This is a genomic window from Streptomyces clavuligerus, from assembly GCF_005519465.1.
GTDB lineage: Bacteria > Actinomycetota > Actinomycetes > Streptomycetales > Streptomycetaceae > Streptomyces > Streptomyces clavuligerus.
The window spans coordinates 4,314,906-4,339,997 of sequence record NZ_CP027858.1 but is presented as its reverse complement, the minus strand read 5'-3'; the positions used below and the strand labels follow the sequence as shown (position 1 = coordinate 4,339,997).

At 74.4% G+C, this 25,092-nt stretch carries 21 protein-coding genes and 1 tRNA gene; 5 read left to right on the top strand and 17 right to left on the bottom strand.

Going from position 1 to position 25,092, the window contains the following annotated elements; genetic code table 11:
* Positions 1-45 precede the first annotated feature (45 nt).
* Entirely contained in the window at positions 46-600 is a 555-nt protein-coding gene (locus tag CRV15_RS18270; protein ID WP_230864125.1) for a methyltransferase family protein, read from the top strand.
* A 233-nt stretch (positions 601-833) separates the two neighbouring features.
* On the top strand, positions 834-1,340 hold the full coding sequence (locus CRV15_RS18265) for an SsgA family sporulation/cell division regulator (RefSeq protein WP_003960635.1): 507 nt from the start codon (positions 834-836) through the stop codon (positions 1,338-1,340).
* A gap of 24 nt (positions 1,341-1,364) precedes the next feature.
* Here CRV15_RS18265 and CRV15_RS18260 read toward each other — a convergent pair whose 3' ends face one another.
* Together CRV15_RS18260 and CRV15_RS18255 are read right to left on the bottom strand one after the other, a co-directional pair.
* Positions 1,365-1,745 (bottom strand): VOC family protein, encoded by a 381-nt coding sequence (locus CRV15_RS18260; protein WP_003954804.1) that lies wholly within the window; start codon positions 1,743-1,745, stop codon positions 1,365-1,367.
* Between the two features lie 161 nt (positions 1,746-1,906).
* Complete coding sequence (locus CRV15_RS18255; RefSeq protein ID WP_003960636.1) at positions 1,907-3,274, bottom strand: FAD-binding oxidoreductase; 1,368 nt, start codon at positions 3,272-3,274, stop codon at positions 1,907-1,909.
* Between the two features lie 108 nt (positions 3,275-3,382).
* Here CRV15_RS18255 and CRV15_RS18250 point away from each other — a divergent pair, with 108 nt between their 5' ends.
* Entirely contained in the window at positions 3,383-4,840 is a 1,458-nt protein-coding gene (locus tag CRV15_RS18250; protein WP_003960637.1) for a tetratricopeptide repeat protein, read from the top strand.
* An 8-nt stretch (positions 4,841-4,848) separates the two neighbouring features.
* On the opposite strand, the gene CRV15_RS18245 is transcribed toward CRV15_RS18250, so the two are convergent.
* From CRV15_RS18245 to hppD, 5 genes are all read right to left on the bottom strand, one after another.
* Positions 4,849-5,514 (bottom strand): class F sortase, encoded by a 666-nt coding sequence (locus CRV15_RS18245; protein WP_003954801.1) that lies wholly within the window; start codon positions 5,512-5,514, stop codon positions 4,849-4,851.
* Positions 5,515-6,388: 874 nt separating this feature from the next.
* Positions 6,389-7,000 carry a hypothetical protein gene (locus CRV15_RS18240; protein WP_003960638.1) on the bottom strand — a complete coding sequence of 204 codons (612 nt, stop codon included), beginning with the start codon at positions 6,998-7,000 and terminating at the stop codon, positions 6,389-6,391.
* A gap of 117 nt (positions 7,001-7,117) precedes the next feature.
* The gene (locus CRV15_RS18235; RefSeq protein ID WP_009996312.1) at positions 7,118-9,202 is read right to left on the bottom strand and encodes a sensor histidine kinase; all 2,085 of its coding nucleotides are present in this window, start codon (positions 9,200-9,202) and stop codon (positions 7,118-7,120) included.
* A gap of 118 nt (positions 9,203-9,320) precedes the next feature.
* Positions 9,321-10,130: a response regulator transcription factor gene (locus tag CRV15_RS18230; protein ID WP_003960640.1), complete on the bottom strand. Its 810-nt coding sequence runs from the start codon at positions 10,128-10,130 to the stop codon at positions 9,321-9,323.
* A gap of 76 nt (positions 10,131-10,206) precedes the next feature.
* On the bottom strand, positions 10,207-11,352 hold the full coding sequence (gene hppD, locus CRV15_RS18225; RefSeq protein ID WP_003954797.1) for a 4-hydroxyphenylpyruvate dioxygenase: 1,146 nt from the start codon (positions 11,350-11,352) through the stop codon (positions 10,207-10,209).
* A 121-nt stretch (positions 11,353-11,473) separates the two neighbouring features.
* On the opposite strand from hppD, the gene CRV15_RS18220 reads away from it, so the two are divergent.
* A complete protein-coding gene (locus tag CRV15_RS18220) occupies positions 11,474-11,944 on the top strand; it encodes an Lrp/AsnC family transcriptional regulator (RefSeq protein ID WP_003954796.1) in 471 nt (156 codons plus the stop codon).
* A 64-nt stretch (positions 11,945-12,008) separates the two neighbouring features.
* On the opposite strand, the gene CRV15_RS18215 is transcribed toward CRV15_RS18220, so the two are convergent.
* The 6 genes from CRV15_RS18215 to CRV15_RS18190 form a co-directional block, all read right to left on the bottom strand.
* Positions 12,009-12,797 (bottom strand): S16 family serine protease, encoded by a 789-nt coding sequence (locus CRV15_RS18215; RefSeq protein ID WP_003960641.1) that lies wholly within the window; start codon positions 12,795-12,797, stop codon positions 12,009-12,011.
* 464 nt (positions 12,798-13,261) lie between these two features.
* Positions 13,262-13,903 carry an IclR family transcriptional regulator gene (locus CRV15_RS18210; RefSeq protein ID WP_009996313.1) on the bottom strand — a complete coding sequence of 214 codons (642 nt, stop codon included), beginning with the start codon at positions 13,901-13,903 and terminating at the stop codon, positions 13,262-13,264.
* A 301-nt stretch (positions 13,904-14,204) separates the two neighbouring features.
* Entirely contained in the window at positions 14,205-15,998 is a 1,794-nt protein-coding gene (locus tag CRV15_RS18205; protein ID WP_003954793.1) for a DEAD/DEAH box helicase, read from the bottom strand.
* 157 nt (positions 15,999-16,155) lie between these two features.
* Positions 16,156-16,524, bottom strand: coding sequence for a type II toxin-antitoxin system death-on-curing family toxin (locus CRV15_RS18200; RefSeq protein ID WP_003960643.1), 369 nt, complete (start codon positions 16,522-16,524; stop codon positions 16,156-16,158).
* Positions 16,524-16,721 (bottom strand): Arc family DNA-binding protein, encoded by a 198-nt coding sequence (locus CRV15_RS18195; protein WP_029182939.1) that lies wholly within the window; start codon positions 16,719-16,721, stop codon positions 16,524-16,526. The genes CRV15_RS18200 and CRV15_RS18195 overlap by 1 nt, the downstream gene beginning before the upstream one ends.
* Before the next feature lie 33 nt (positions 16,722-16,754).
* Complete coding sequence (locus CRV15_RS18190) at positions 16,755-18,260, bottom strand: MFS transporter (RefSeq protein ID WP_003954790.1); 1,506 nt, start codon at positions 18,258-18,260, stop codon at positions 16,755-16,757.
* A gap of 183 nt (positions 18,261-18,443) precedes the next feature.
* Between CRV15_RS18190 and CRV15_RS18185 the strand changes: the two genes are divergently transcribed.
* Positions 18,444-18,518: transfer RNA gene (locus CRV15_RS18185), tRNA-Cys, on the top strand.
* A 252-nt stretch (positions 18,519-18,770) separates the two neighbouring features.
* On the opposite strand, the gene CRV15_RS18180 is transcribed toward CRV15_RS18185, so the two are convergent.
* The 4 genes from CRV15_RS18180 to CRV15_RS18165 all read right to left on the bottom strand — a co-directional run bounded on the left by CRV15_RS18180 (position 18,771) and on the right by CRV15_RS18165 (position 24,893).
* Positions 18,771-19,334 carry an AAA family ATPase gene (locus CRV15_RS18180; RefSeq protein ID WP_003954788.1) on the bottom strand — a complete coding sequence of 188 codons (564 nt, stop codon included), beginning with the start codon at positions 19,332-19,334 and terminating at the stop codon, positions 18,771-18,773.
* A 119-nt stretch (positions 19,335-19,453) separates the two neighbouring features.
* Positions 19,454-21,772, bottom strand: coding sequence for a xanthine dehydrogenase family protein molybdopterin-binding subunit (locus CRV15_RS18175; RefSeq protein ID WP_003954787.1), 2,319 nt, complete (start codon positions 21,770-21,772; stop codon positions 19,454-19,456).
* On the bottom strand, positions 21,769-24,000 hold the full coding sequence (locus tag CRV15_RS18170; RefSeq protein WP_003960644.1) for a (2Fe-2S)-binding protein: 2,232 nt from the start codon (positions 23,998-24,000) through the stop codon (positions 21,769-21,771). The genes CRV15_RS18175 and CRV15_RS18170 overlap by 4 nt, the downstream gene beginning before the upstream one ends.
* Positions 23,997-24,893: an FAD binding domain-containing protein gene (locus tag CRV15_RS18165; protein ID WP_003954785.1), complete on the bottom strand. Its 897-nt coding sequence runs from the start codon at positions 24,891-24,893 to the stop codon at positions 23,997-23,999. The genes CRV15_RS18170 and CRV15_RS18165 overlap by 4 nt, the downstream gene beginning before the upstream one ends.
* Positions 24,894-25,092: the final 199 nt, after the last annotated feature.

The following is a 25,092-nucleotide window of genomic DNA, read 5'->3' as shown; positions in this document are numbered from 1 at the left end:
ACGCGCGCCGCCCCCCGCCGCGCGCGGGCTGACAGGCTCCCCTGTATGCGGCTGACGAGTGTGCTCGCGAACGCCGGGCTGGTGCTCTGGGCGGGGTACGAGCTGCTGCTGCGCCACCGGGACCGCACCGCCGCCTCCTGGCGTGCCGGGGCGGCGGACCGGGGCAGCACGGCCCTGCTGCCCGCCGCCTTCGCGGGCGCGCTCCTCCTCGGGGCGCTGCTGCCGGGGGCGCTGCCCGCCGCGGCCCGCTGGGCCGGGGTCGGCGCCGTCGCCGCCGGGCTGCTGCTGCGGGCGTGGGGGATGCGGACGCTGGGCGCGTACTACACCCGGACGTTGCGGACGGCCCCGGGCCAGCGGGTGGTGCGCACGGGGCCGTACCGGCTGATCCGGCACCCCGGGTACGCGGGCAGTCTGCTGGTGTGGACCGGCTGGGCGCTGGGGCTGGGGAAGGGGCTCGCTGCGGTGGCGGTCGCCGTCCTGCTGGGCGCGGCGTACGGATGGCGGATCGCGGCGGAGGAACGGATACTGCTCGCGGTTTTCGGCGAGGAGTACGCGGAGTACCGGCGGCGGACGAAGCGCCTGCTCCCGTATGTGTACTGACGGCTGTGTACCGACGGCGCGCCCGGGTCCGTGCGGACAGGCGCACCGCACCGGGCCCCTGGGCACCGGACCACCCGGACCACCCGGACCACCCGGACGATCCAGTCACTCACCGCAGCGACAATGTCACGGAAAGTTTTTCGCGAAAGTCGCGTCATCGTGGACGGCGAGCCCGCTCTCACCGTGCAAGGGCCTGTCCCAGGCCCGGTACGCACAACGAAAGCGAGCCTGTCATGCACTCCGTGGTCGAGCGTGAACTGGAACTGCGGCTGGTGCTGTCGCCCGAGCGCAGCATCCCCGTACCCGCCCGGATGGTGTACCGCACCGACGACCCGTATGCCGTGCACATCACCTTCCACATCGGTTCGGCGTCCCCGGTGACCTGGACCTTCGCCCGGGAGTTGCTGGTGGAGGGGGTGTTCCGGCCCTGTGGTCAGGGGGATGTGCGGATCTGGCCGAGCAGGACGGACGGCAGGAGCGTGGTGCTGATGGCGCTGGCGTCGCCCGACGGCGAGGCGCTGCTGGAGGTCCCGTCGGTCGCGGTCTCGGCCTGGCTGGAGCGGACCCTGCGGGTGGTGCCGCCCGGCTCGGAGCGCGACCGGCTCGATCTGGAGGGCGAATTGGCGGAGTTGCTGTCGCCCGGCCGGGCCCAGCGGCTGTGGGCCCGGGGCCACTCCCCCGCCTGCGGCAAGGAGACCCCCCGGGCCACCGACGAGACGCCGGACGCGGACGAGGGCTAGACGGTCCCGTCCAGAGTCGGTGAACTACTCGATGACATAGGTATGCGTTATGAATTCCAGCCAGTGACCGTCCGGGTCGGCGAGGTAGAAGCCCCGGCCGCCGAAGTGGTGGTTGATCTCCTGGGGTTTCTCGGCGTGGGGGTCGGCGAAGTAGGGCAGCTCCCGTTCGACGACCTTCGCGAGCACCGTGTCGAACTCCTCGTCGGAGACGAGGAAGGCCAGGTGCTGGGAGGCGATCTCGCCCTCCACGTCGAGATAGTCCAAGGTCACCCCGCCCGCCAGCGCCAGGCTGGCGAAGGGGCCGAACTCCCGGGGCTCGGGCTCGCCGATCAGCTCGGCGAGGAAGCGGGCCCCGGCGAAGCGGTCATGACTGCGGACGACGGTGTGATCCAGTGTTGCGGGCATGGTTCCTCCTTCGGCGGTGGTGCGCCGATCCGACCGGGCGCGGTGCGCACCCGCTCTTTCACCGTAGAAGGGCGGACCGTGTCCGGGCATCGGGCTGTGGCCCTACTCCCTGGGCAGGAGCGAATATCGGAACGGAGGAGTCGATATCGGGCCGGGGTGGCTCAGAACAGCTTGCCGGGGTTGAGGATGTTCAGGGGGTCGAAGGCGGCCTTGATGCCCCGCTGCATCTCCAGACCCACCGGGCCCAGCTCTCTGGCCAGCCACTCCTTCTTCAGGACGCCCACACCGTGCTCGCCGGTGATCGTCCCGCCCAGCTCCAGCCCCAGGGCCATAATCGCGTCAAAGGACTCCCGCGCCCGCCGGGACTCCTCCGGGTCGTGCTGGTCGAAACAGACCACGGGGTGGGTGTTGCCGTCGCCCGCGTGGGCGCAGACCCCGATCGTCAGACCGTACTTCTCCGCGATCCGGGCGGTGCCCTCGATCATCTCGCCCAGCCGGGAACGCGGTACGCAGACGTCGTCGATCATCGTCGCCGTGCTCAGCGACTCCAGGGCGGGCAGCGCCGACCGCCGGGCCTGGAGCAGCAGTTCGGACTCGGCCGGGGTGTCCGCCGGGACGACCTCGGTCGCGCCCGCCGCCCGGCACAGCTCGCCCACGGCGGCGAGGTCGGCGGCCGGGTCGGGGGTGTCGAACGCGCACAGCAGCAGCGCCTCGGTGGTCTCCGGCAGCCCCATGCCGGTCGTGGCGTTGACCGCGCGCACCGTCGTACGGTCCATCAGTTCCAGCAGGGACGGGGTGTGTCCGCGCTCCATGACGGCGCAGATCGCCGCGCAGGCCGCGGCGGCCGAGGGGAACTCGGCCCCGAGCACGAGCTGCGCGGGCGGCTTGGGCCGCAGCGCGAGGACGGCCTTCACCACGATGCCGAGACTGCCCTCCGAGCCGACGAAGAGCCGGGTGAGGTCGTATCCGGCCACGCCCTTGGCGGTGCGGCGGCCGGTGTTCAGCAGCCGTCCGTCGGCGAGGACGACCTCCAGACCGAGGACGTACTCCGCCGTCACGCCGTACTTCACACAGCACAGCCCGCCCGACGCGGTGCCGATGTTCCCGCCGATCGTGCAGCTCTCCCAGCTCGATGGGTCCGGCGGATAGGCGAGGCCCAGCTCGCCGACGGCGCGGGACAGATCGGCGTTGACGACGCCGGGTTCGACCACGGCGATCCGGTCCACCGGGCTGATCTCCAGGATGCGGTCCATCCGGAGCAGGGAGAGCACGATACAGCCGTCCGAGGCGTTGGCCGCGCCGGACAGGCCCGTACGGGCGCCCTGCGGGACCACCGGGACCCGCAGCGCCGTCGCCGTGCGCATCACATGCCGGACCTGCTCGACCGTGCGCGGCAGCACCACGACCGCCGGGGTCCCCGCCGCGCAGAAGCCCGCCATGTCCCGTCCGTAGGAGACGGTCACATCCGGATCGGTGATCAGCGCCTCGGCGGGCAGCCCCGCACGCAGCCGTTCGATGAGATCGTCCATGGGGCCAGCCTGGCACCCGGGGCCATCGGTGTGAACCCGTCCGCCGTCCGTGTCACGGGCCCGGGCGGCATTCCTCGTATGGACTGATGATGGGCGCACAGTGGCGCCATGGGCACGGAACGTGTGAAGAACGCCGCCGTGGCGGCCCTGGTCGCCGCCACCCTGGCGGGCGGGGTGCTCATGCTGGTGACCGAGGAGCACGACGCTCCCCCGCCCGCGCCGGGGCCCGCCGCCCGGGCCAGGGCGGCGGCCGTCGCCGGGGCCCCCGCCTCCCGCGCCGAGCTGGACGCGCTGATCCGCGACCGGACGCGGTGGCTGCGCGCGCACCCGGGGGACGAGGAGTCCTGGGCGGCGCTCGGGACCGCGTACGCGGAACGGGGCGCCTGGTGGGCCGACTGGGCCGCGCTGGCCCGGGCCGAGAGCGCGCTCAACCGCTCGCTGCGGGAACGCCCCGCCGCCGCCGGGAACACCGAGGCGCTGCTGGGGCTCGCCGTACTCGCCGGGGCGCGGCAGGACTTCGCCACCGCCCGGGACGCGGCGGTACGGGCGCAGCAGCAGCGGCCCCGGCGGTGGACGGTGTACCGGGCGCTGATCGACGCGCAGAGCGGGGTCGGCGCGTACAAGGCGGTGCACGGGGCGCTGGACCGGCTCACCGCGCTGTACCAGGGCTCGCAGTCCCGGGCGCTGGCCGCGCAGGTCTACCGCGAACGGGGCTGGCGCGAGGACGCGTCGGCCAACGCGTACGACGCCGTCGCCGCCGCGGCCGGGACGACCGAGCGGGCGGTGGCGCTGCGCCGTCTCGGCGATCTCGCCTGGGAGCGCGGCGAGCCCCGTGAGGCGGTCGCCGGGTACGACGCGGCGCTGCGGCTCGCGCCCGAGCTGCACCCGGCGCGGGCGGGCCGGGCGCGGGCGCTGGCGGCCCTGGGGCGGACCGACGCGGCCCTCGCCGAGTACCGGGCGGCGCTGACCCGCTTCCCGCTGCCGGAGTACGCCCTGGAGGCCGGGGAGCTGTACGAGTCGCTGGGGCGGCACGAGGAGGCCGAGGAGAGCTACGCGGCGGTGCTGGAGACGGCGGACCGCGCCGAGCGGTACGGGGTCGACCAGACGTTGACGCGGGGGCGTTACGAGGCCGACCACGGCGATCCTGACGAGGCGGTGCGGCTGCTGACGGACGCGTGGGAGGCGGGGCGGCGCAGCACCCAGATCGCGGACGGGCTGGGGTGGGCGCTGTACCGGGCGGGCCGGGCGGACGAGGCGCTGCCGTACGCCAAGCGGGCGACGAAGGAGGGGTTGCGCAGTCCGCTGTTCGCGTACCACCGGGGGCAGATCGAACGGTCCCTGGGGCTGTACGGGTCGGCGCGCCGGAACATCGGCACGGCGCTGCGGGTCAATCCGTTCTTCTCGCCGCTGCTGGTCCCGCCCGCGCGGAGCGCGCTGGCCTCGCTGGGCGAGCCGCCCGGGGGCGGGCCGCGGCGGATGACCGGCCGGGAGGCCCTGTACCCCGCCGGGCGGGGCCGGCAGGGCGCGGCGGGCTCCCGGTGGTGGGGGTCGGGGGGCGCGCGCTGAGGCGCCCGTCAGCGGCGGGTGGCGTAGACGATCAGGTTGTCCACGGGGTGGCCCGCGGCGTCGAAGGCCCCGTCGCAGGTGATCAGCCGGAGTTCGCGGCCGTTGGTCGCCCCGTACACCCGCTGGGTGGGGAACGCCTTCTTGCTGACGGTCTCGCGGTGCGTGACGGTGAACCGGGCGGTGTCCCCTGACGCGTTGCGGACGGTGACCTCGGCGCCCTTGGCGATCTTCTTCAGATCGTGGAAGACGGCCTTCCCGTGGACGGTGCTGTTGTGCCCGATGATCACGGAGGCCCCGGGCTCCCCGGGGACGGCGCCCCCGGTGTACCACCCGGCCGTCATCCCCTTCGCGGGCGGCGGGACCTCGACCGTCCCGTCCTTGTTGAGCCCGAGCCGCATCAGGGCGCTGTCGACCCCGACCGACGGAATCGTCACCCGCACGGGCGCGGCGGGCTCCTCGGCGCCCCGCTCCGGCCGCCCTCGGGTCCCGCCCGGCTCCGCCCCGCCGTCGGGGGTCGCGGGCCCGTGGTCCACGACCCGCCCGGCCGTCTCCCCGCCACCCGCCGCACCACCGCTGCCGGACGAGCATCCGCCGGTGGCGACGGCCGCGGTGAGCACGACCGGGACCACCAGGGCGGCGGGACGGTGGCGGAGGACCCGCCGAAGTGTCTTCATTCGTCTGCTCCAGAGCTACGTCCGCCCTCGCCGGACCCGGGCCCGGCGAGGGCGGCCAGTCGTCATCGTTCACATTCCGGATCCACCGCCCCCGCCCCGGACCCGCATACGGAGGCCACAGGCCCGGGACGGCGCCGTCACCACCCGACCCGCGCCCGGGGCCACGGCGGCGGGTTCCGCCGACGCGGGCACAACGGACCGCGCGTCCGGCTCCGGCCGACGACCGGACCGAGGGCGGCCCGCCGACGGGCCCGCGTACCGCGGCCATCCGGGGACGAGCCCCGGTGCCGACGGTGCGCGACGCGACGGGCGCGAAACCGCCGACCGGACGGCACAGGACCACCGCGGCGGACCGCAGGCCCGGGACAGCCGCGCTCGGCGGCGGCCCGCGCCTTGGACGGGTCCGCCGGCCCGGGACAGACCGTGCGGCGACGCAGGCCACACCCCCGGCAGGACCGACGGCACCGTGTACCGCGGCCATCCGGGGACGAGCCCCGGTGCCGACGGTGCGCGACGCGACGGGCGCGGAACCACCGCCCGGACGGCACAGGACCACCGCGGCGGACCACAGGCCCGGAACGGCCGCGCCCGGCTCCGGCCGACGCGGCCGTCGACGGGCCCGTGTGCGGCGACCGCGCGGCGCCGTGCCCCGGGACGCGTCCGGATGGGGTGCGGCGGCCCTCAGCGGGCGTGGAGCCGCCGGGCGGACGGCACAGGCCCGGGACGGACGCGTCGGCGTGGGAGAGGCCCCGGCTCGGTGGTGGGCGTCTCGGTGTACCCCGTCGGGACGGGGTACACGGGGCTGGTGGGCGCTTTTCCCACGCCGTCCACAGACCGCCCGCGTGAAGCGCACGGCATCACGCGGGCCCACGCATCAGAGCTGGTGGGCTGCGCGGCGGCGGAGGAGGAGGCCGCCGGTGCCCGCGAGGACGGCGAAAGCGGCGACCGTGCCGCCGATGACGGCGGAGTCGGTGGCGCCGCCCGCGGTGGCGGGCTGTTCGCCCGCGGCGACCCCGCCGCGCGGCACGGTCACCGAGCCGGCGCCGGCGCCGGCGGGCGTCACCTTCAGCGCCGGTGCCGGGGCGGGCTTGTCACCGGCGGCCACACCGCCGCGCGGCAGCGACACCGTCCGCTCCGGCACGACGACCTTCCCCCCCTTGACCACCTCGGCGCGACGGAGGTCCATCGGCGCGGGCTTGTCACCGGCGGCCACGCCACCGCGCGGCAGCACCGACGGGCTGCGGGAGTCGAGGACGACGCGCTCCGGCGCGGGCGCAGCCGACGGGGTCGCCCGGTCGGAGCTGACGGAGGCCCAGAGGCCCGCCCCCGCGCCCTCGGCGGGCGCGGGGGTGTCCGGGCGTTCGTCGGCGAACCGCAGGCTCGGGGCGGGCGTGGAGTCGGCGAAGGCGGCGCTCGCCGGGACGATCACCGCGGCCGGGGCCGCCGTGATGACGGCGAGGGCACGCAGGGACAGTCGACGGATCATGGAGATGGCTCCCTTTCCAGCTTTCCGGGCTTGGCTCGGGCGGCACGGGCCCGGCGTAGCGATCGCCGCCCCGTTCCGCTCCGCCCACCAGGCTGGCCGGAAGGTGTGAAGAACCTGTCAGACCGCCGTGGTGTCCCTGTCAGCGCGGTCCGCCCCGGCCCCGTCGCCGGGCGGATCGAACGGCAGCAGCAGGGTGAAGACCGAACCCCGGCCGGGCTCGCTCTCCACCGTCACCGCCCCGCCGTGCGCCTCCGTCAGCTTCCGTACGATCGCGAGCCCGAGCCCGCTGCCCCCGGTGCGGCGGCTGCGGGACTTCTCCGCGCGCCAGAACCGGTCGAAGACATACGGCAGATCCTCCGCCGCGATGCCCTGCCCGGTGTCGGCGACCTCGATCGCGAGCCGTTCCCCGCGCACGGCGGCGCGCAGGGTGACGGAGCCTCCGCGCGGGGTGTGCCGTACCGCGTTGGAGAGCAGATTGCCGACCGCCTGCCGCAACCGCACCGGGTCGGCGCTCAGCACCGGAACCGGATGCGGAACCTCCACCCGGAGGTCGGTGCCCGCCTCGTCCGCGCGGGCCTGGTGCGCGGAGGCGACCTGTCCGAGCAGTTCGGCCGGGCGGACGGGCACGGGCCGCAGCCGCAGCGCGCCCGCGTCCGCCTCGGCCAGGTCCCTCAGGTCGTCGATGATGTGCTGGAGCTGGACGGCCTCCTCCAACAGCGAGTCCACGAAGGCCGCGTCGGGCTCGGCGACACCGTCCTGCGCCCCTTCCAGCCAGCCCCGGATATTGCTCAGCGGGGTCCGCAGCTCATGCGCGACATCGCTCACCATGGCCCGCCGCTGGGCCTCCAGCCGGGCCCGGTGGGCCGCCATGTCGTTGAACGCGGCGGCGAGCCGCCCTACCTCGTTGTCGGTGGTGACCGGTACGGGCTCGGTGCGTTCGCCGTCCTTCATCCGCTGGGCGGCTCCGGTGAGCGCGCGCAGCGGACGGACCAGCCGGGTCGCGGCGATCACGGTCGCGCCGACGGTCAGCGCGAGCACGCCGGCGGCGACCCCGGCGATCTTCGCGGTGTTCCGGGGCGAGAGGTCGAAGCCGGGCACGGTCGTCCCGTCGGTGTCCCCGATGTACAGCAGGGCGGGGGGCGACACATGGGCGGTGAGCTGTTCCTGGCGGGAGCTGTCCACGCAGGTGGCGATGGCCCGGTCGCGTTCGCTGTCCTCGGGGGTGAGGAACAGCGGGCGGCGTTTCTCCGCACCGGCGCCGCCGCCCTCGTCGAGGGGGGCGGGCGCGGGCAGGGGCACGGTGGCCCCGGGGCGCAGGACGCCCGGGTCCGGCGGCTCGTCGGGGGCCGGCCGGGCGGACGGGGTGACCGGTGAGAGAGACGTCCACGCGGGGTCGGGGGTGTGCCAGGTCAGCCCCAGGCCGAGCCGGACCCCGCGATGCCCCTTCCGCTGGAGACAGGCGTCGGAGAGGGTGTTGAGCGCCTTGAGCGCCTTCTGTTCCGTCCGGGTCGGCTCGGCGAGGGAGTCGAGGCCGCAGCGGGCGTTCTCCGCCACGTCGGTCTTGTCGCCGACGATCTGGACCCGGGGGCGCCCGCTGGGCGTGTAGACGATGTCGGAGGCGACGCCCCGGCTCGTCAGACAGGTCACGATCCGCCGCGCGGTCTGCCGGAGCACGGTCCGCTCCTCCCGGGGCAGCCGGAACGGCCCCACCGCGCGGGGGTCGATGGGGTCGGCCGCCCGGCCGCCGGTCTCCTGGCCGCCGGGGAGGAACGCCGCGTCGGAGGTGAGGGGGTCGACCCGGGCGGCGGGCCGGGACGGCAGCTCGGGCGGCGGCTCACCGGCCCCCAAAGCAGAACCGGAACCAGAACCGGAGCCAGGGCCGGTACCGGGCCCGGGGTCGGGGTCGGCGGCCGAGTCGGCGACGGTCCGCCCGTCGGGGGTGGTGAGCGCGATCCGGCGGTCGTAGGTACGGGCGAGTTCGCGCACGGTGCGCTGGACCCCGTCCCACCGGGGGTGGGTGGCGGCGTGTCCGCGCAGGGTGTTGTAGATCCTGGTGTCGTCGGTGAGGTTCCGGCCCTGCTGCTCGCGGATGGCGCCGGAGGTGGTCTGGACGGCGAGCCAGGCGGTCGCGACGACCGAACACGCGGCCACGAGCGCGGAGACGGCGAGCAGCCGCATCAGCAGACTCTTGCGGAGGGGCACCCCGGTACGGGTGCGCCCCCGTCCCGTACCCCGACCCGTACCCCGATCTCTCCCCCGGCGCCGCCCGCCGCCCGGCCTCTCGGCCCCGCCGCGGACCTCGCCCCCGTCCCCGTTCCCGTTACGCGTCCGCACGGCCGTCCCCCACGGGTCCGCCCGCCGCCGGGCGCGCCGGGGCCGTGGCGGCCGGTGGCGCCACGGGGGCCCGGGGAGCCGGTGGTGCCGTGGCCGCCGCCAGCTTGTAGCCGACGCCGAAGACCGTGAGCAGCCGGACCGGCTTCCGGGGCACCGGCTCGATCTTCTTGCGCAAATTCATGATGTGCACGTCCACGGTCCGGACGCCGATGTAGCGCGCGAAGCCGTGCAACTCCTCCAACAGCCGCTGTCTGCCGAAGACCCGGCCCGGTTCGGCGGCCATCGCCACGAGGATGCGGAACTCGCCGGGGGTGCACTCCACCCGTTCCCCGTCGACGGTGACCTCGTGCCGCACCGGGTCGACGACCAGACCGCCGACGCTGAGGACCGGCTCCCCGGCGGGATGGGACGGCGCGGCGGGCACGGCCGGGGCGGCGGCGGGTCTCGCGGTGCGGCGCAGCAGGGTGCGGACCCGGGCCATCAGCTCCCGGGGGCTGTACGGCTTGGTCATGTAGTCGTCGGCGCCGAGGTCCAGGCCGAGCAGCAGATCGTCCTCGGTGGTCCGCGCGGTCAGCATCAGCACCGGCAGCTCGTACCGCTCGGCGCGCAGCACGCGCAGCACGTCGAGCCCGTCGGTCCCGGGCATCATCACATCGAGGACGAGCAGTTCGGGCGGGCACCGGCGCACCGCTTCGATGGCGGAGCGCCCGTCCCGGACGAGGGTGACGCCGTGCCCCTCCCGTTCGAGGTAGCGGCGGACCAGTTCGGCCTGCTTCTCGTCGTCCTCGGCGATCATCACTTGTGCGCACACGCGTCCGATCGTAGGCAGTCGGACGACCGGACGGGTGGCGGAGAGGTGGCCGGGGCGGGCGTCAGAGGTTGCCGCGCCGCTCCTGTTCGCGCTCGATGGCCTGGAAGAGGGCCTTGAAGTTGCCCTTGCCGAAGCCCATCGAGCCGTGCCGCTCGATCAGTTCGAAGAAGACCGTGGGCCGGTCCTGCACCGGCTTGGTGAAGATCTGGAGCAGATAGCCGTCCTCGTCCCGGTCGACGAGGATCTTCAACTCCCGCAGGGTCTCCACCGGGACGCGGGTCTCGCCCGCCCACTCGCCGAGGGTGTCGTAGTACGTGTCGGGGGTGTCGAGGAAGGAGACACCGGCCGCGCGCAGGGTCCGCACGGTGGCGACGATGTCGTTGGTCGCGAGCGCGATGTGCTGGACTCCGGCGCCGCCGTAGAACTCCAGATACTCGTCGATCTGGGACTTCTTCTTCGCGATCGCGGGCTCGTTGATCGGGAACTTCACCTTGCGGGTGCCGTCCGCGACGACCTTCGACATCAGGGCGGAGTACTCGGTGGCGATGTCGTCGCCCACGAACTCCTTCATATTGGTGAAGCCCATGACCGCGTTGTAGAAGGAGACCCACTCGTTCATCCGGCCGAGTTCGACATTCCCGACACAGTGGTCGATGGCCTGGAACGTCCTCTTGGCGGGCGGCTCGACGAGCGGGGCGGCGGCGACGAACCCGGGCAGGTAGGGGCCGTCGTAGCCGGAGCGCTCGACCAGGGTGTGCCGGGTCTGTCCATAGGTCGCGATGGCGGCCAGCACCACCGTGCCGTGCTCGTCCTTCAGTTCGTACGGCTCGGTGATCCCGCGGGCGCCGTGCGCGGTGGCGTAGGCGTAGGCGGCGCGGGCGTCGGGCACCTCGATGGCGAGGTCGACGACGCCGTCCCCGTGCTCGGCGACATGCCCGGCGAGGAAGGCGCCCCACTCGGTGGACTGCTTGACGACCGAGGTGAGGACGAACCGCGCGGAGCCGTTCTCCAGGACATAACTGGCCGTCTCACGGCTGCCGTTCTCCGGTCCGGAGTAGGCCACGAGCTGCATGCCGAAGGCGGTCGAGTAGTAGTGCGCGGCCTGCTTGGCATTGCCGACGGCGAAGACGACCGCGTCCATCCCCTTCACCGGGAAGGGGTCGTCCTCACGCGCGGTTTCCAGGTGGTGATCAAGGATCTCAGTCATGCTCTCACCCTCCGCCGGTTCTGCAAGGTGCGCAATAGTTTGCGTTTTCGCTGGGCAATATGCATGGTGCCGACCCGGTCGGCAGCGGCGTTCTGTACATGATGACCATTGAGGAGGAGCTGTGGCGATCGATCATCTGGACAGCCGGCTGATCGTGCTGCTGGCACGGGAGCCACGGATCGGGGTGCTGGAGGCGTCCCGCAGACTGGGGGTCGCACGGGGCACGGTACAGGCGCGGCTGGACCGGCTCCAGTCGCAGGGGGTGATCCGGGGCTTCGGTCCCGACGTCGATCCGGCGGCTCTCGGCTACCCCGTGACGGCCTTCGCCACGCTGGAGATCAAACAGGGGCAGGGCGCGGATGTGCGGGCGCATCTGGCCACCGTTCCGGAGGTGCTGGAGCTGCACACGACCACGGGGCACGGGGACATGCTCTGCCGGCTGGTGGCCCGGTCCAACGCGGATCTCCAGCGGGTGATCGACCGGGTGGTGGGCTTCGAGGGGATCGTCCGGGCGTCGACCGCGATCGTGATGGAGAACGCGGTGCCCCTGCGGATCATCCCGCTGGTGGAGCAGGCGGCGCAGGACGTCTGAGCGCCCGGCGGGAGCGGCGCCCCGGCGGCAGCGGCGGGAGCGGTGGACCCGGCGGGACGGTGGCTCAGCAGGAGGGGACCTCGCCGCCCCGCTCCAGGGCGGTCAGCGAGTCCACGGCCCCCTGGAGGCTGGAGACGGGGATCAGCCGGAGCCCCTTCGCCCCGCCCGCGCGGGCGTCCGCGCACTCCCCCGCGGGCACCAGGAAGACGGTGGCGCCGTCGCGCTTGGCCGCCTGGGTCTTGAGGGAGACCCCGCCGACCGGGCCGACCTTGCCGTCCGGGGTGATCGTTCCCGTTCCGGCGATGCTGCGGCCCCCGGTGAGATCGCCGCCGGAGCCGTCGCCGCGCAGCTTGTCCACGATGCCGAGCGAGAAGAGGAGCCCGGCGCTGGGCCCGCCGACATCGGCGAGACGCAGGGTGACCTTGACCTTCTTCGGGTCCTCACCGAGGTAGGAGAGCGCGGCCCGGGTGGCGGAGTGCTGCGAGTCGGCCATGTCCTTGAGGTTGCGCTCGGCGACCTGCTCCACGGATTTGCCCGGGGGGTAGACGGAGTCGCGCGGCAGCACGGTGCGGTCGGTGCGGAACCAGCCGTCCGCCACGTCCCCGAGATCCACATCGGTGTCCGGCCCGGTGGCGAGGATCGTGGTCATCCGCAGGGCGCCGGACGTCTCACGGACGGGCGCGCCGCTGATCGAGATGATCGGGGTGCCCTTGTGCTCCGCGAGGACATCGGCGGTGGCCCCCGGCTGGGCGATCACATACGGGAGCGGGGCGAAGGCGGCGACGGCGAGCAGCGCGACGACGGGGACGGCGCTGAGCGCGACGGCGCGGGCACGGGTGAGACGGGAGAGCACCGGCCCAATCTATCGGGCCACCCGCCCGCCCGACGCCGACGCCCGCCCCGGGGCCGCCCTCCGGGGCCGCCCCGCCCCCCGTCGGAGGGTGCTCGCGGGCACCCGCCGGACGGACGGTGTGGCACCGCCCCGAGCGCTCCCGGCCTTCCCCGGAGCCCGCCCACGGACACCACCGGGACGCTCGCGGGGCACCCATGGGCCTCGGTACGGGGCACCGGCCACCGGCGCTTCCACCGGACCCCGCCGCCCCGGGGCCACCCCGGATCGTCCCGCGGCACCCGCGGGACACCCCCGGCAGCCGGACACGGGCCGGGCGACCGGACGCGATCCAGACGCCGCACGGGGACACCCCGACAACCGCACACGGACCCGGCGCCCCACGGGACCGACGGTCCCTGGGCGCGGGCCGGGCGTCGCGCGGGGCGGACGGACCAGGCCCCCGCCCCCTCAGCCCCCCGCAGGGGCTACCGCAGGGCCTCGACGACCTCGCGGGCCGCGTCCATGACCCGGGGGCCGACCCGTTCGGGTACGGAGTCGCTGAGCATCACGACGCCCACACTGCCCTCTATCCCGGTGAGCCCGAGCAGCGGAGCCGCCGCGCCGCTGGCGCCCGCCTCCAGTTCCCCGTGGGTGAGGGTGTAGCCGGGGTGGCCCCCTTCGCCCTGGCGGGCGGAGAGGATCGCGCGGCCCGCGGCGCCCCGGTCGAGGGGGTGCCGGAAGCCCGCGCGGTAGGCGACGTGGTAGTCGGTCCAGGTCGGCTCGACCACGGCGACGGCGAGCGCCTCGGCCCCGTCCACGAGGGTGAGGTGCGCCGTCGCGCCGATGTCCTCGGCGAGGGCGCGCAGCGCGGGCATCGCCGCCTCGCGCACCAGCGGGTGCACCTGGCGGCTGAGCCGGAGCACCCCGAGGCCCACCCGGGCCCGGCCGCCGAGGTCGCGGCGGACCAGGGCGTGCTGTTCCAGCGTGGCGAGCAGCCGGTAGACCACGGTGCGGTTGACACCGAGCCGCTGGGACAGCTCGGTGACGGTCAGCCCGTGGTCGGTGTCGGCGAGCAGTTTGAGGACACGCAGTCCCCGGTCGAGCGTCTGGGAGGTCTCCGCGGTCACGACGCCCCCTCCTCCGGAGTGAGTGACGGCAAAACCCACCCCCTGGTGTTCAGCGGCGCGGCGCCGGTCCCGTGGGCGCCGCCCTTTCCAGAGGCCCGTCGGCGGGCGAGCGCACACCGACGGGCTCCGCGGCCCAACTGCCGCGGGGCGTTTGCATTGTGTCGGGGACAGTAGCGAGCCGGTCCGCTCAGCGGAAGACCTCGTCCAGAATCCGGGCGCGGAACGGGGCCGCGCGCACCGCCGGGTGCGGGGCCGCCGCATCGGGGACGGGCGGCCCCAACTCACCGGGAACGGGGCGGGATCAGCGCATCCGGGTGGCCCACTCCTGGACCTTCTTGATCCGCTCCCGGAGCTGTCCCGCGGTGGCCTCCGCGCTCGGCGGGCCGCCGCAGACCCGGCGCAGCTCGGTGTGGATCACGCCGTGCGGCTTGCCGCTCTGATGGACATAGGCGCCGACCATCGTGTTCAACTGCTTGCGCAGTTCGAGGAGTTCCTTGTGGGAGACCACGGGCCGCCGCTCGGCGGGCAGCTCCAGCAGATCGGCCTCGGTGTCGGGCCGCTTGCGGCTGTGCGCGATCTGCCGCGCCTGCCGCTTCTGGAGCAGCATCTGCACCTGGTCGGGCTCCAGGAGGCCGGGGATGCCGAGGTAGTCCTGCTCCTCCTCGCTGCCCGGGTGGGCCTGCATGCCGAACTCGGCGCCGTTGTACATGACCCGGTCGAAGACGGCGTCGGACTCCAGCGCCTCGAAGGGCAGCATGTCCTGTTCGCCGGTCTCCTCGTCCTGCTCCCTGTTGGCCTCGTCCATCTCCTTCTCGGACTCGGCGTACGGGTCCTCGTCCTCCCCGTCCTTCTTCGGCCGGTCGAGGACATGGTCGCGCTCCACCTCCATCTCGTTGGCGAAGCCGAGCAGCATGGGAATGGTGGGCAGGAAGACGGACGCGGTCTCGCCACGTCTGCGCGAGCGGACGAAACGGCCCACGGCCTGGGCGAAGAAGAGCGGGGTCGAGATGGTGGTGGCGTACACACCGACCGCGAGCCGGGGCACGTCGACGCCTTCAGACACCATCCGGACGGCGACCATCCAGCGGTCGTCGCCCTCGCTGAACTCGTCGATCCGCTTCGACGCCCCGGTGTCGTCGGAGAGGACGACGGTCGCGCCATCGCCGGTGATCTCCCGGATCAGCTTGGCGTACGCGCGGGCGGAGTCCTGGTCGGAGGCGATCACCAGGCCACCGGCGTCCGGGATGGACTTCCTGACCTCGGTCAGCCGCTGGTCGGCGGCGCGCAGCACATTGGGCATCCACTCGCCGCGCGGGTCGAGCGCGGTCCGCCACGCCTGCGAGATCGCGTCCTTCGTCATCGGCTCGCCGAGCCGGGCGGCGACCTCGTCACCGGCCTTGGTGCGCCAGCGCATGTTGCCGCTGTAGCTGAGGAAGATCACCGGCCGGACGACGCCGTCGCCCAGCGCGTTGCCGTATCCGTAGGTGTAGTCGGCGGCCGAGCGGCGAATCCCGTCGTTGCCCTCCTCGTAGGTCACGAAGGGGATCGGGTTGGTGTCGGAACGGAACGGAGTGCCGGTGAGCGTGAGCCGGCGGGTGGCCGGGTCGAAGGCTTCCAGGCAGGCTTCGCCCCAGGACTTGGAGTCGCCCGCGTGGTGGATCTCGTCCAGGATGACGAGGGTCTTGCGCTGCTCGCAGCGGTTGCGGTGGAGCATGGGCCGCACGCCGACACCGGCGTAGGTCACGGCGACGCCGTGGTACTCGCGGCTGAGCGGGCCCGCGCTGTACTCCGGGTCCAGCCTGATCCCGATCCGCGCGGCGGCGGCGGCCCACTGCTTCTTCAGATGCTCGGTCGGGGCGACGACGGTCACCTGCTGGACCACGTGGTGGTGGAGCAGCCAGGAGGCGAGGGTGAGGGCGAAGGTGGTCTTGCCCGCGCCGGGGGTGGCGACGGCGAGGAAGTCGCGGGGCTGCTCCTGGATGTACTTGTCCATGGCCGCCTGCTGCCAGGCGCGCAGCTTGCCGGCGGTGCCCCAGGGGGCGCGGCCGGGGAAGGCGGGTGAGAGGTGGTGGGAGTGGGAGGCGGTAGTAGTCACGGTCTCCGGTTCGGCGCTGGTCCAGTCACGACGGATATGACGACGACGTATATGACAACCGGGCCACCCTACCGGTGCTCCCCCGGTGCCCCGGGCCGTTCTCCGGACCCCACCGGACGGGTGAGACCCGCCTCACAGCGGCCCGGCGGGGGCGCGCTCAGCGGGCGAAGCGCAGCAGCCCCGACGCGATCTTGGGGACGTCGAGTGCCCCCTGGCAGACGTCCAGAACAAACCGTTCCGCCTCGTCCACGTCGAATTCCGGGTCCAGCGGATGGCCGTTCACATGGAGAAAGACCCAGGTGGCATACCAGGCGATCCGCTTGTTGCCGTCGACCAGTCCGTGGTTGCGGGCCAGGGACTCCATCAGGGCGGCGGCCTTCTGCCAGACATCCGGGTAGGCGTCCTGGCCGAAGACGCTCGCCTGGGGGCGCGCGAGGGCGGAGTCCAGCAGACCGTAGTCGCGCACCTCGGCCGCCCGCAGCCGCTCCGCGAGGTTCAGCAGCTCGGGCAGGGTGAGGTAGTGCATCAGGCGAGCCTCCGGTTCAGCTCCTCGCTCGCCCTCAGCACATGCTCGGCGGCCTCGTTGAACAGCCGCGCGCGTTCGTTGATCGCTCTGATCACCGCGTCGTGCGCGAAGGACTGCATACTGCGGCCCTCCGCTTCGGCCCGCTCCCGCAGGGCGGTGAGCTCTTCCTCGGTGAATCGCACATTGAGACCAGCCATGGACCCGATGGTACCGCCCGGTACCACCCGGTGTCAGAGCTTTTCCGACGTCCGCAGCCGGGTCGCCACCCACGCGCCCGCGAGGGCCACCACCGCCATCGGGACGAAGACGACGGCGAAGGCCACGGGGTTCGCGGCGGACCCGCCCGACGCGGTGTGGCCCGCGATCGAGCCGCCGCCCAGGGCGGCGAAGGCGGCGCCGCCCGCGGCCAGCAGGAGGACGTTGGAGAGGCCGTCCGAGATCTGGAGGGCGGCCGAGTTCGAGCCCGCCTCCTCGGGGGCGGAGAGCTTCAGCAGCAGCACGCTGGTCGAGGCGATCACCATGCCCAGGCCGAAGCAGCCGGACGCCCACGCCACACCCACGATCCACACCGGGACCGCGTCGATCAGCACGGTCGGCAGGGTCGCGATCGCCGCCGTGTTCAGCAGCATGCCGATGACCATCAGCCGCTCCCGGTGCGGCTCCATCCGCGGCCTGGACTGGAGGAACGAGCCCATCGCCCAGGTCACCCCGCCGACGCCGATCGACAGCCCCGCCAGCGTCGGCGACAGCCCGCGCTGAGTGACCAGCATCAGCGGGACGAACGACTCCGCCGCGACGAAGGACCCGGCGGCCATACCGCGCAGCAGCACCACCGACGGCAGCCCCCGCGCGGCGCGCCAGGTGCCCTGGGGCAGCAGCCCCAGCACGACGGGCACCAGCAGGGCCGCGCCCGCCGCGGCGGGGAGCATCGACAGCCAGGCCAGGTCCTGGGCGGCGTACTGGAGCAGCCCCACGCCCACCGAGATGCCGAGGGCGAGCCGTATCCGCCGGGCGTCGAACGCCGTCCGGGGCGCGGTGGGGTCGGCGGGCCCGGAGGCCATGCGCCGGATCGCGGGCAGCGCGAGCGCCAGCGGGAGGGCCACCAGGACAGGGGTCCCGTTGAAGACCCAGCGCCAGCCCAGCTCCTGGGTCACCGCGCCGGAGATCAGCGGACCCACGATGGACGGGATGACCCAGCTCGCGGCGAACGCGGCCATGATCCCGGGCCGCAGCCGCTCCGGGTAGGCGCGTCCGATCACCACATAGAGGGAGACGATCACCAGCCCGCCGCCGAGGCCCTGGACCGCCCGCCCCAGGATGAACAGCCACATCGTCGTGGCCGTACCCGACAGCAGCAGCCCCGCGGCGAACGCCAGGATTCCCGCGGTCAGGGGCCGCAGCGGCCCGTCCCGGTCGGCCCACTGGCCCGCGAGCACCATCGCGAAGAGGCTGGTCGTGAAGTACGAGGAGAAGGCGAACGCGTACAGCCCGATGCCGTCCAGCTCCCGCGCGGCGACGGGCATCGCGGTCCCGACGGCGGTGGCCTCGAAGGCGATCAGCAGCACGACGGCGACGGTCCCGATGCTCAGCGCGCGATAAGTGCGCCCCAGGATGCCGCCCCCGGACTCCTCGTCGGGGCGGAGCGCGCGGGGAGCGGGCCGGGATATGGAGGGGTGCTCGGGGGTCGGGGACGGGGGTGAGGTGACGTCGGTGTCACGGGACTCGGGGGCACTCATGGCCCAAGAGTAAGGGGCATGGACGAATATGGGGCCTGTCGCTGGGCGGGGTACCGGCTGGTCCCTTGGTCGTACGACTGTGAACGGCGTATGGCGGGCGTATGTCAGTCGCATGGCACGCCCCGACGCTCCCTTGAACCGCCCGCCGCCCGCCGCCTACGGTCGGATCACTGCACAGCACACGGCCGTGTGCCCGAGTGGTTCAGGGACTCGCCTGCAAAGCGAGTTACACGAGTTCGATTCTCGTCACGGCCTCCACGGTCCACCGACCGGCCCCACCCCATGAGCCCCCGACCGGGGGTCCGGGGGTGGCCCCCCGGGTCAGCACAGCACGAGTCCGATTCTCGTCACGGCCTCCAGGGACGGGCGGGTGGCAGCTCTCCGGAGCCACCACCCGCCCGTTGTCCGTGCCCAGCCCCGCGTCCCCGCGTCCCCGCGCCCGCCCGCGTCCGCCCGCGTGCTCCCGGCCGGGGACCGGCCGGGGACCGGCCGGGGACCGGCCGCAGCCGGTCAGACGCGGGCCTCCGGCAGGCGCGCGAGGATCGTGTCCACCGTCTCCTCGGGGGTCCGGTACGAGGTGTCCAGCCAGAGGCCGACGCGCGGGGTCTCCTCGCGGAGGACGCGGTCCAGGTGGTCCACCGTCGTCGTCGCCGAGTAGCCCGTCTTGGCGCGGGCGGACTCCCGTGCGCGCACGGCCGACGCGGACGGCGCCAGGACGACCGCGTAACGCGGGCGGGTCCGCACCAGGGCGAGATACGCGGGCAGCTCGGCGCCGATCACGATGTCCTGGACCACCGCCGTCCAGCCCGCGGCGGCGTAGGTGTCGGCGGCGGACGCCGACAGCCGGTACCGCAGCCGTAGCTGGGCCAGTGCCTCCGCCTCGTCCGGGGAGCCCATCTCCACCCGGCCGGAGACCGTCATCCGGCGGAAGGCGTCCCCCCGGACATGCGCGGACCTCGGCAGGCGTTCGGCGAGGGCCTGCGCGACGGTCGACTTCCCCGCGGCCATGACGCCCGTGATCAGAACGACAGCGGGGCCCGGTCCGGCGGGGTTCGGTCCCACGAGCGCGCTCATGGGGCGACGCTACGGGCGAATGCCCCCTCGCGTCGCCCCGTTTCCCACCGGCGGGTGAACCCGCCCGGCGAACCGCCGCCGCGAACCGGCGCACGGCCGTCCGGCAGGACGCCCGCAGCTCAGACCGTCGGCGGCGCGACCGCCGCCTGCGGCCGGATCGGCAGCCGGTTGACCGGGCGCCCCGTCGCGGCCCGCACCGCCGACGCGACCGCCGCCGGGGACGTCACCACGGGCACGGCGCTCGCCGCCTTCGCGCCGAAGGGGGCGACGACGTCCCGCTCCTCCACCAGCTTCACGATGCGGATGTCGGGCGCGTCCAGCGCGGTCGGCAGGGCGTACCCGGTCAGGTCCGGGTGCCGGACCACTCCGCGCGCGGTCCGCAGGTTCTCCGTGAGCGCGGTGCCGACCCCGAGGGTGACGCCCGCCTCGATCCGCGCGGCGAGCTGCGCCGGGTTGAGCACCCGCCCCACGTCCTGGGCCACCGCCATCTCGACCACCCGGATCGACCCCAGCTCGATGTCCACGTCGACCACCGCGCGGACGGCGCAGAACGCCATCCCCACGAAGGCGTCGCCCTGGCCGTTCTCGTCCAGCGGCTCGGTGGGGTGCGGACGGCACTGTGCGGTCGCCCACAGCTCCTTGCCGTCCATCGCCTCCATGACGGTCGTGGAGAGCACCCCGTCATACGAGGTGATCTTGCCGTCGGTGATCTGGAGCAGCTCGGTCGACATCCCGAACTTGTGCGCCAGCGGCTGGAGCAGTTGCGTCCGGACCATCTTCGCGGCCCGTTCGACCGCGCCGCCGGAGACCCAGGTGTGCCGGCCGTGGGCGGCGGGCCCCGCCGGGGGCTGATCGGTGTCGACGGCGGCGACGTGCACCTCGTCGATGCCCAGGGTCTCCTGGACGATCTGCCGGGCGAGCGTCGTGAAGCCCTGGCCGGTCTCGACGGCCGCACAGATCACCGTGGCCATGCCGTCGTGGACCTTGACGGTGGCCGTGGAGACCTCGTCGGCCCCCTCGGCGCCGAGCATATGGACCATGCCCAGCGCGTAGCCGACGCCCCGGCGGACCGCGCCGGGCTCGCCCGCGCCCTCCGGGCCGCCCGGCAGCAGCCAGTCGTCCTCGGGCGAGTCCTTGGGCAGCGGCGGCAGCGGGAAGTCCCGTACAGCCTCCAGCAGTTCGGCCACCGGGGCGGGGCAGGTCACGGTCTGGCCGGTGGGGAGGATGTCCCCGGTCGCCAGCGCATTGCGCAGCCGCAGCTCCACGGGGTCGAGCCCCAGCTTCGCGGCGAGCTTGTCCATCTGGGCCTCGTACGCGGCGCACACCTGCATCGCGCCCTCGCCCCGCATATGGCCGGAGGGGGGGTTGTTGGTGCGGACCGCCCAGCCCTCGATGAAGGCGTGCGGGACCACATAGGGGCCGCAGGCGAAGGCGACGGCGGCGGCCAGCGACTCGGCGGAGGTGTCCGCGTACGCGCCCGCGTCCAGCAGGAGCTGTGCCTCGACCTTGAGCAGCCGGCCCTCGGTGTCCGCGTGGTGGCGGTAGCGCAGCAGCGCCGGATGGCGGTGCGAGTGGCCGAGAAAGGACTCCTCGCGGGTGGCGGTCAGCTTGACGGGGCAGCCGGTGCGCAGCGCCAGCAGCCCCAGGGGAAGGTGGAAGCCGTGCTCCTCGCGGTCGCCGGTGGCGCCGGGCACGCCGGTCACCACGACCTTCACCCGCTCGGGCTCCAGCCCGTAGCAGGCGGCGGCCAGATCGCGGTCGGTGTGCGGGTCGGTGGAGGCGACGTACAGCTCGACGCCGCCGTCCGGGCGGGGCACCGCGAGCCCGGCCTCGGCCCCGATGGGCGCGGGGTCCTGGCGGCCGACGCGGTACAGGCCCTCGACCACGACATCGCCGGTGAGGTCGGGGTCGCCGTAGCTCAGCGGGATATGGCGGACGAGGTTGCCGTCCGGGTGGAGCGGTTCGGCGGCGAAGGACTGCTCGGGGTCGGTGACCGGCTCCAGCACCTCGTACTCGACGGTGATGGCGGCGGCGGCGAGCCGGGCGGTGTCGGGGTGTTCGGCGGCGACGGCGGCGATCGCCTCGCCGTGGTGGCGCACCAGGTCGGAGGCGAAGACGGGCCGGTCGGCGATCCGCCTGCCGTAGCAGCGGTCGCCGGGGACGTCCTCGTGGGTGACGACCGCGCGGACCCCCGGCATCTCCAGCGCGCCGGAGGTGTCGATGGCGGTGATCCGGGCGTGGGGGTGCGGCGACCGCAGTATGGCGGCCCACAGCAGGCCCTCGGCCCACAGGTCGGAGGCGTACGGGAAGGTGCCCTCGGTCTTGGCCCGGGCGTCGGCCGCGGGGAGGGAGACCCCGAGTCCGTGGGCGGGCTCCTCCGGCAGGGGATGGGGGGGAGCCGTCCGGGTCGTCGCGGTGGTGGCCGCGTCGTTGGTCACGCCATGCCTCCGTCGTGCGGGTGGGGCTGCACACTACCGGCGCCGGGGGGCGCCTGGTGCGGAATGCGGGCATCCGGGAGGGGGGTGGCGGGGGCCCCGGCGCTTCCCTCCGCCGCCTCCGCCGCCGCTTCCGCCGTGGCGGCGGACGCCTCGCGCTCGGCGACGACCTGGCTGACGGCGTCGAGCACCCCGCGGTAGCCGGAGCAGCGGCAGAGGTTGCCGCAGAGGGCCTGGCGGGTCTCCAGCTCGGTGGGGCTGTGGTTGCCCTCCAGGAGGTCATGGACGGTCATCGCCATGCCGGGGACGCAGAAGCCGCACTGGACGGCTCCGCAGGCGGCCAGCGCCCGCTGGACGTCGGAGGGTTCGCCGCCCGCGGCGAGTCCCTCGACGGTGCGGACCTCGGAGCCCGCCGTGGTCGCGGCGGGCACCAGGCAGGAGGCGACGAGCCGCCCGTCGACCTGGACGTTGCAGGCGCCGCACTCGCCCTGCGAGCAGCCGTCCTTGGCACCGGCGAGGCCCAGGCGCTCCCGCAGGACATAGAGCAGGGACTCCCCGATCCAGGCGTCGGTGACGGAGCACTCGGCGCCGTTGACCCGCAGGACGTAGGAGGTCAGCGGGTGTTCCTGGGCCTGGGCGGAGGGCGGTCCCGCGACGGCCGCGGCCGGGTCGGGTGCCTGCGCCGGGACCTGGGGGCGGTCCGCGTCCGGGGCGGCCTCCGGGGGGACGGGGGCGACGGCCGCCGGGTCGCCGAAGTCCTCGGCCGCATCGGTCGCGTCGGGCACGGCGGACGCGTCGGGCGGCGCGACGGGACCGGGCTCGTGAGCGGCCTCGTACGGAGCGGGGTGCGGCCGGTGTGCCGGGACCTCTTCGGTGTCGGCCGTCCCGACGGCTTCCGCCTCGACGGCCTCAGGTGCCTCCAGGACCTCGGCGGTCCCGGTGGTGTCGCGTGCCTCGGCCGCCTCCGTCTGAGCGGACACGGCCTCCTGTTCCCGCCCGTGCTCGTACCCGTCGGGAACGGGAACGGGAACGGGAACGGCGGGGACGTGAACGGGGACGGGGACGGGCTCCGGCCCGGCGGCCACCGGGGCCTGTGCCTCCGGCTGGTTCTCCGGCTGGGTGTGGGGCTGTGCGTGGGGCTCCGGCAGGGGCTCCGGCGACGGCGGGACGGGCTCGTGCGCGACCGGCGTTCCGGGGTGCGCGGCGGGTGCCGCCGGGGCGGGTGCCGGGGCCGGGGCGGCGTGGGTCCGTGCCGGTTCCCCGGGCGGGGGCGCCACCGGTGCCACCGGGCTCGCCACAGCGGCCTCGACCGCCTCGACCGTCCCGTCGGGAGCGGTCGGCACGGCGGCGGCCGGGGGCGGCGGCACGGCGGCCGGTACCACGGGTGCGGGAGTCGGGCGCTCCACCGTCCAGGGGGCGGCGGCGCCCCCCGGCAGCGTGGTGGGCGCCGTGTTCCACTGCTCCTTCAGCATGGAGGTGGTGAACTCGCCGGTCTCGTCCGGGAGGTCACCGCGGGCCACGGGGATGGTCCACTGTCCGGTCATGTCCGCCGTGTCGGCGGCCTGCTGCTGCACCGCCTCGGGGAAGAGCCACTGCTCGGTGGCGTTCGGGTCCCCGGCCTCCGCCCCGGCGCCGTGCACCGGCGCACCGTGGCCGTCGGTGCCGTACGGAAGGGCCACCGGAACCCCGTTGACCCCGTTGACCCCGGGGGCCCCGTGGAGCGCCGTCCCCCGGCCGCCCGCGCCGTCGCCCCGCGGCCCGGGTCCGTCCGCGGCCGCATGCACCGGCAGACCGTGGCCGTCGGCCGTGTGCACCGAGAGCCCGTGGCCGTCGGTCGCGTGCGGGCCCACCCCGTGGACCTCCGCGCCGTGCTGCGCCATCGGGTGCGGCTCACCCGCGCGGTGGTGGTCGGCGGGCTCGGGCCAGCCCTGGCCCGGGTGGGCCGGGAGCTGCCCGGTGTCGTGCGGAACCCGCCACTCGGCGGGCACCTGCGGCTCGGCCGCCGGGGTCAGCGGCAGGATCATCGGCGGGACGAAGTCGTGCCCCGGTGCCTCCAGCGGCGCGGCGGCGCCCAGCAGTTCCTCGGGCGGCAACTGGACGAAGGCCGTGGCGTCGTAGTCGTACTCGCCCTGCGGGGTCGGCTGCCAGACGCCGTGCGGTGCCGGGTGCCCCTCCCCCTGGGGCTGCTGGGGGGCCTGCCGGGCCCCCTGCGGGTTGGTCTCGTCGCTCATGACAGCGCCCTCCCCAGCGCACGCCGGGCCAGCGCGGCGACCGTGCGCCGCAGATGCAGTACGGCCGGTGGGTGAACGGGCTGTTCCATCCCCGCCGGGGCGGGCGGCGGGTCCGGGATGCACGCGGCGGCGACGTACTCGCCGAAGGCCACCAGCGCCTCCCCCGCGAGCCCGCGCTCGCCGTCCCAGTCGATGTACGAGGCGATCCACTGCTCGGCCTCCAGGGGCCGCAGCGGCATCGGCGCGATCGCGCCCACCGCGCAGCGCACCCCGCGCCGCGCCGGGTCGAGCACGACGGCCACCGACGCGGTGGCCCGCCCGGGGCCGGTGCGCCCGGTGGCCTTGAGGAAGACCTGGGGCGCGTGCAGCAGCGGTACCCGGACGTAGCCGATCAGCTCGGCGGGCGCCAGCATGTCGCGCCCGGCGAGGAGCTGGGCGACGGGGATCTCGCGGCGCGCCCCGCCGGGTCCGGCGATGATGAGGTCGGCCTCCAGCGCGGCCAGCACCGGCAGCGTGTCGCCGGTCGGCGCGGAGGAGGCGATATTGCCGCCCAGGGTGCCCGCGTTGCGGATCTGCGGGGGTCCCGCGGCGCGCGCGGACGCGGCCAGCGCGGGGATGAGGGCGGCGAAGTCGGGGCGTCCCATGCGCGCGTGGGTGAGCCCGGCGCCGAGGAGGGCGTGGCCGTCCTGGTAACGCCAGCCGCGGATCTCACTGATCCGGCTCAGTCCGACGAGTCCGGCCGGGCGCAACCGGCCCTTGTTGACGGCCACCATGAGGTCCGTGCCGCCCGCGATGGGCACGGCGGCGGGCATGGCGGTCAGGGCCGCCACGGCCTCGTCCAGCGAGGTCGGCAGCGTCACCGACCGCGTCGTCTGCGGTGCGTGCGTGGTCACCCAGCGGCCCCTTCCCGGTGTCCGGCCATCCCGCCTGTGTTGCCGTACCGTACGTGCTCACAGGCCGGACGGGGCAACTCTGGCACATCTTCCGGACGCACCGGCGCGAGGGTCCGGCAAGGACGCATCCGCGTCGGATGCGTCCTTGCTGTAGTGACGACCCGTTTTGCCATCTCTTGGGCATGACAGGTGCAATGCC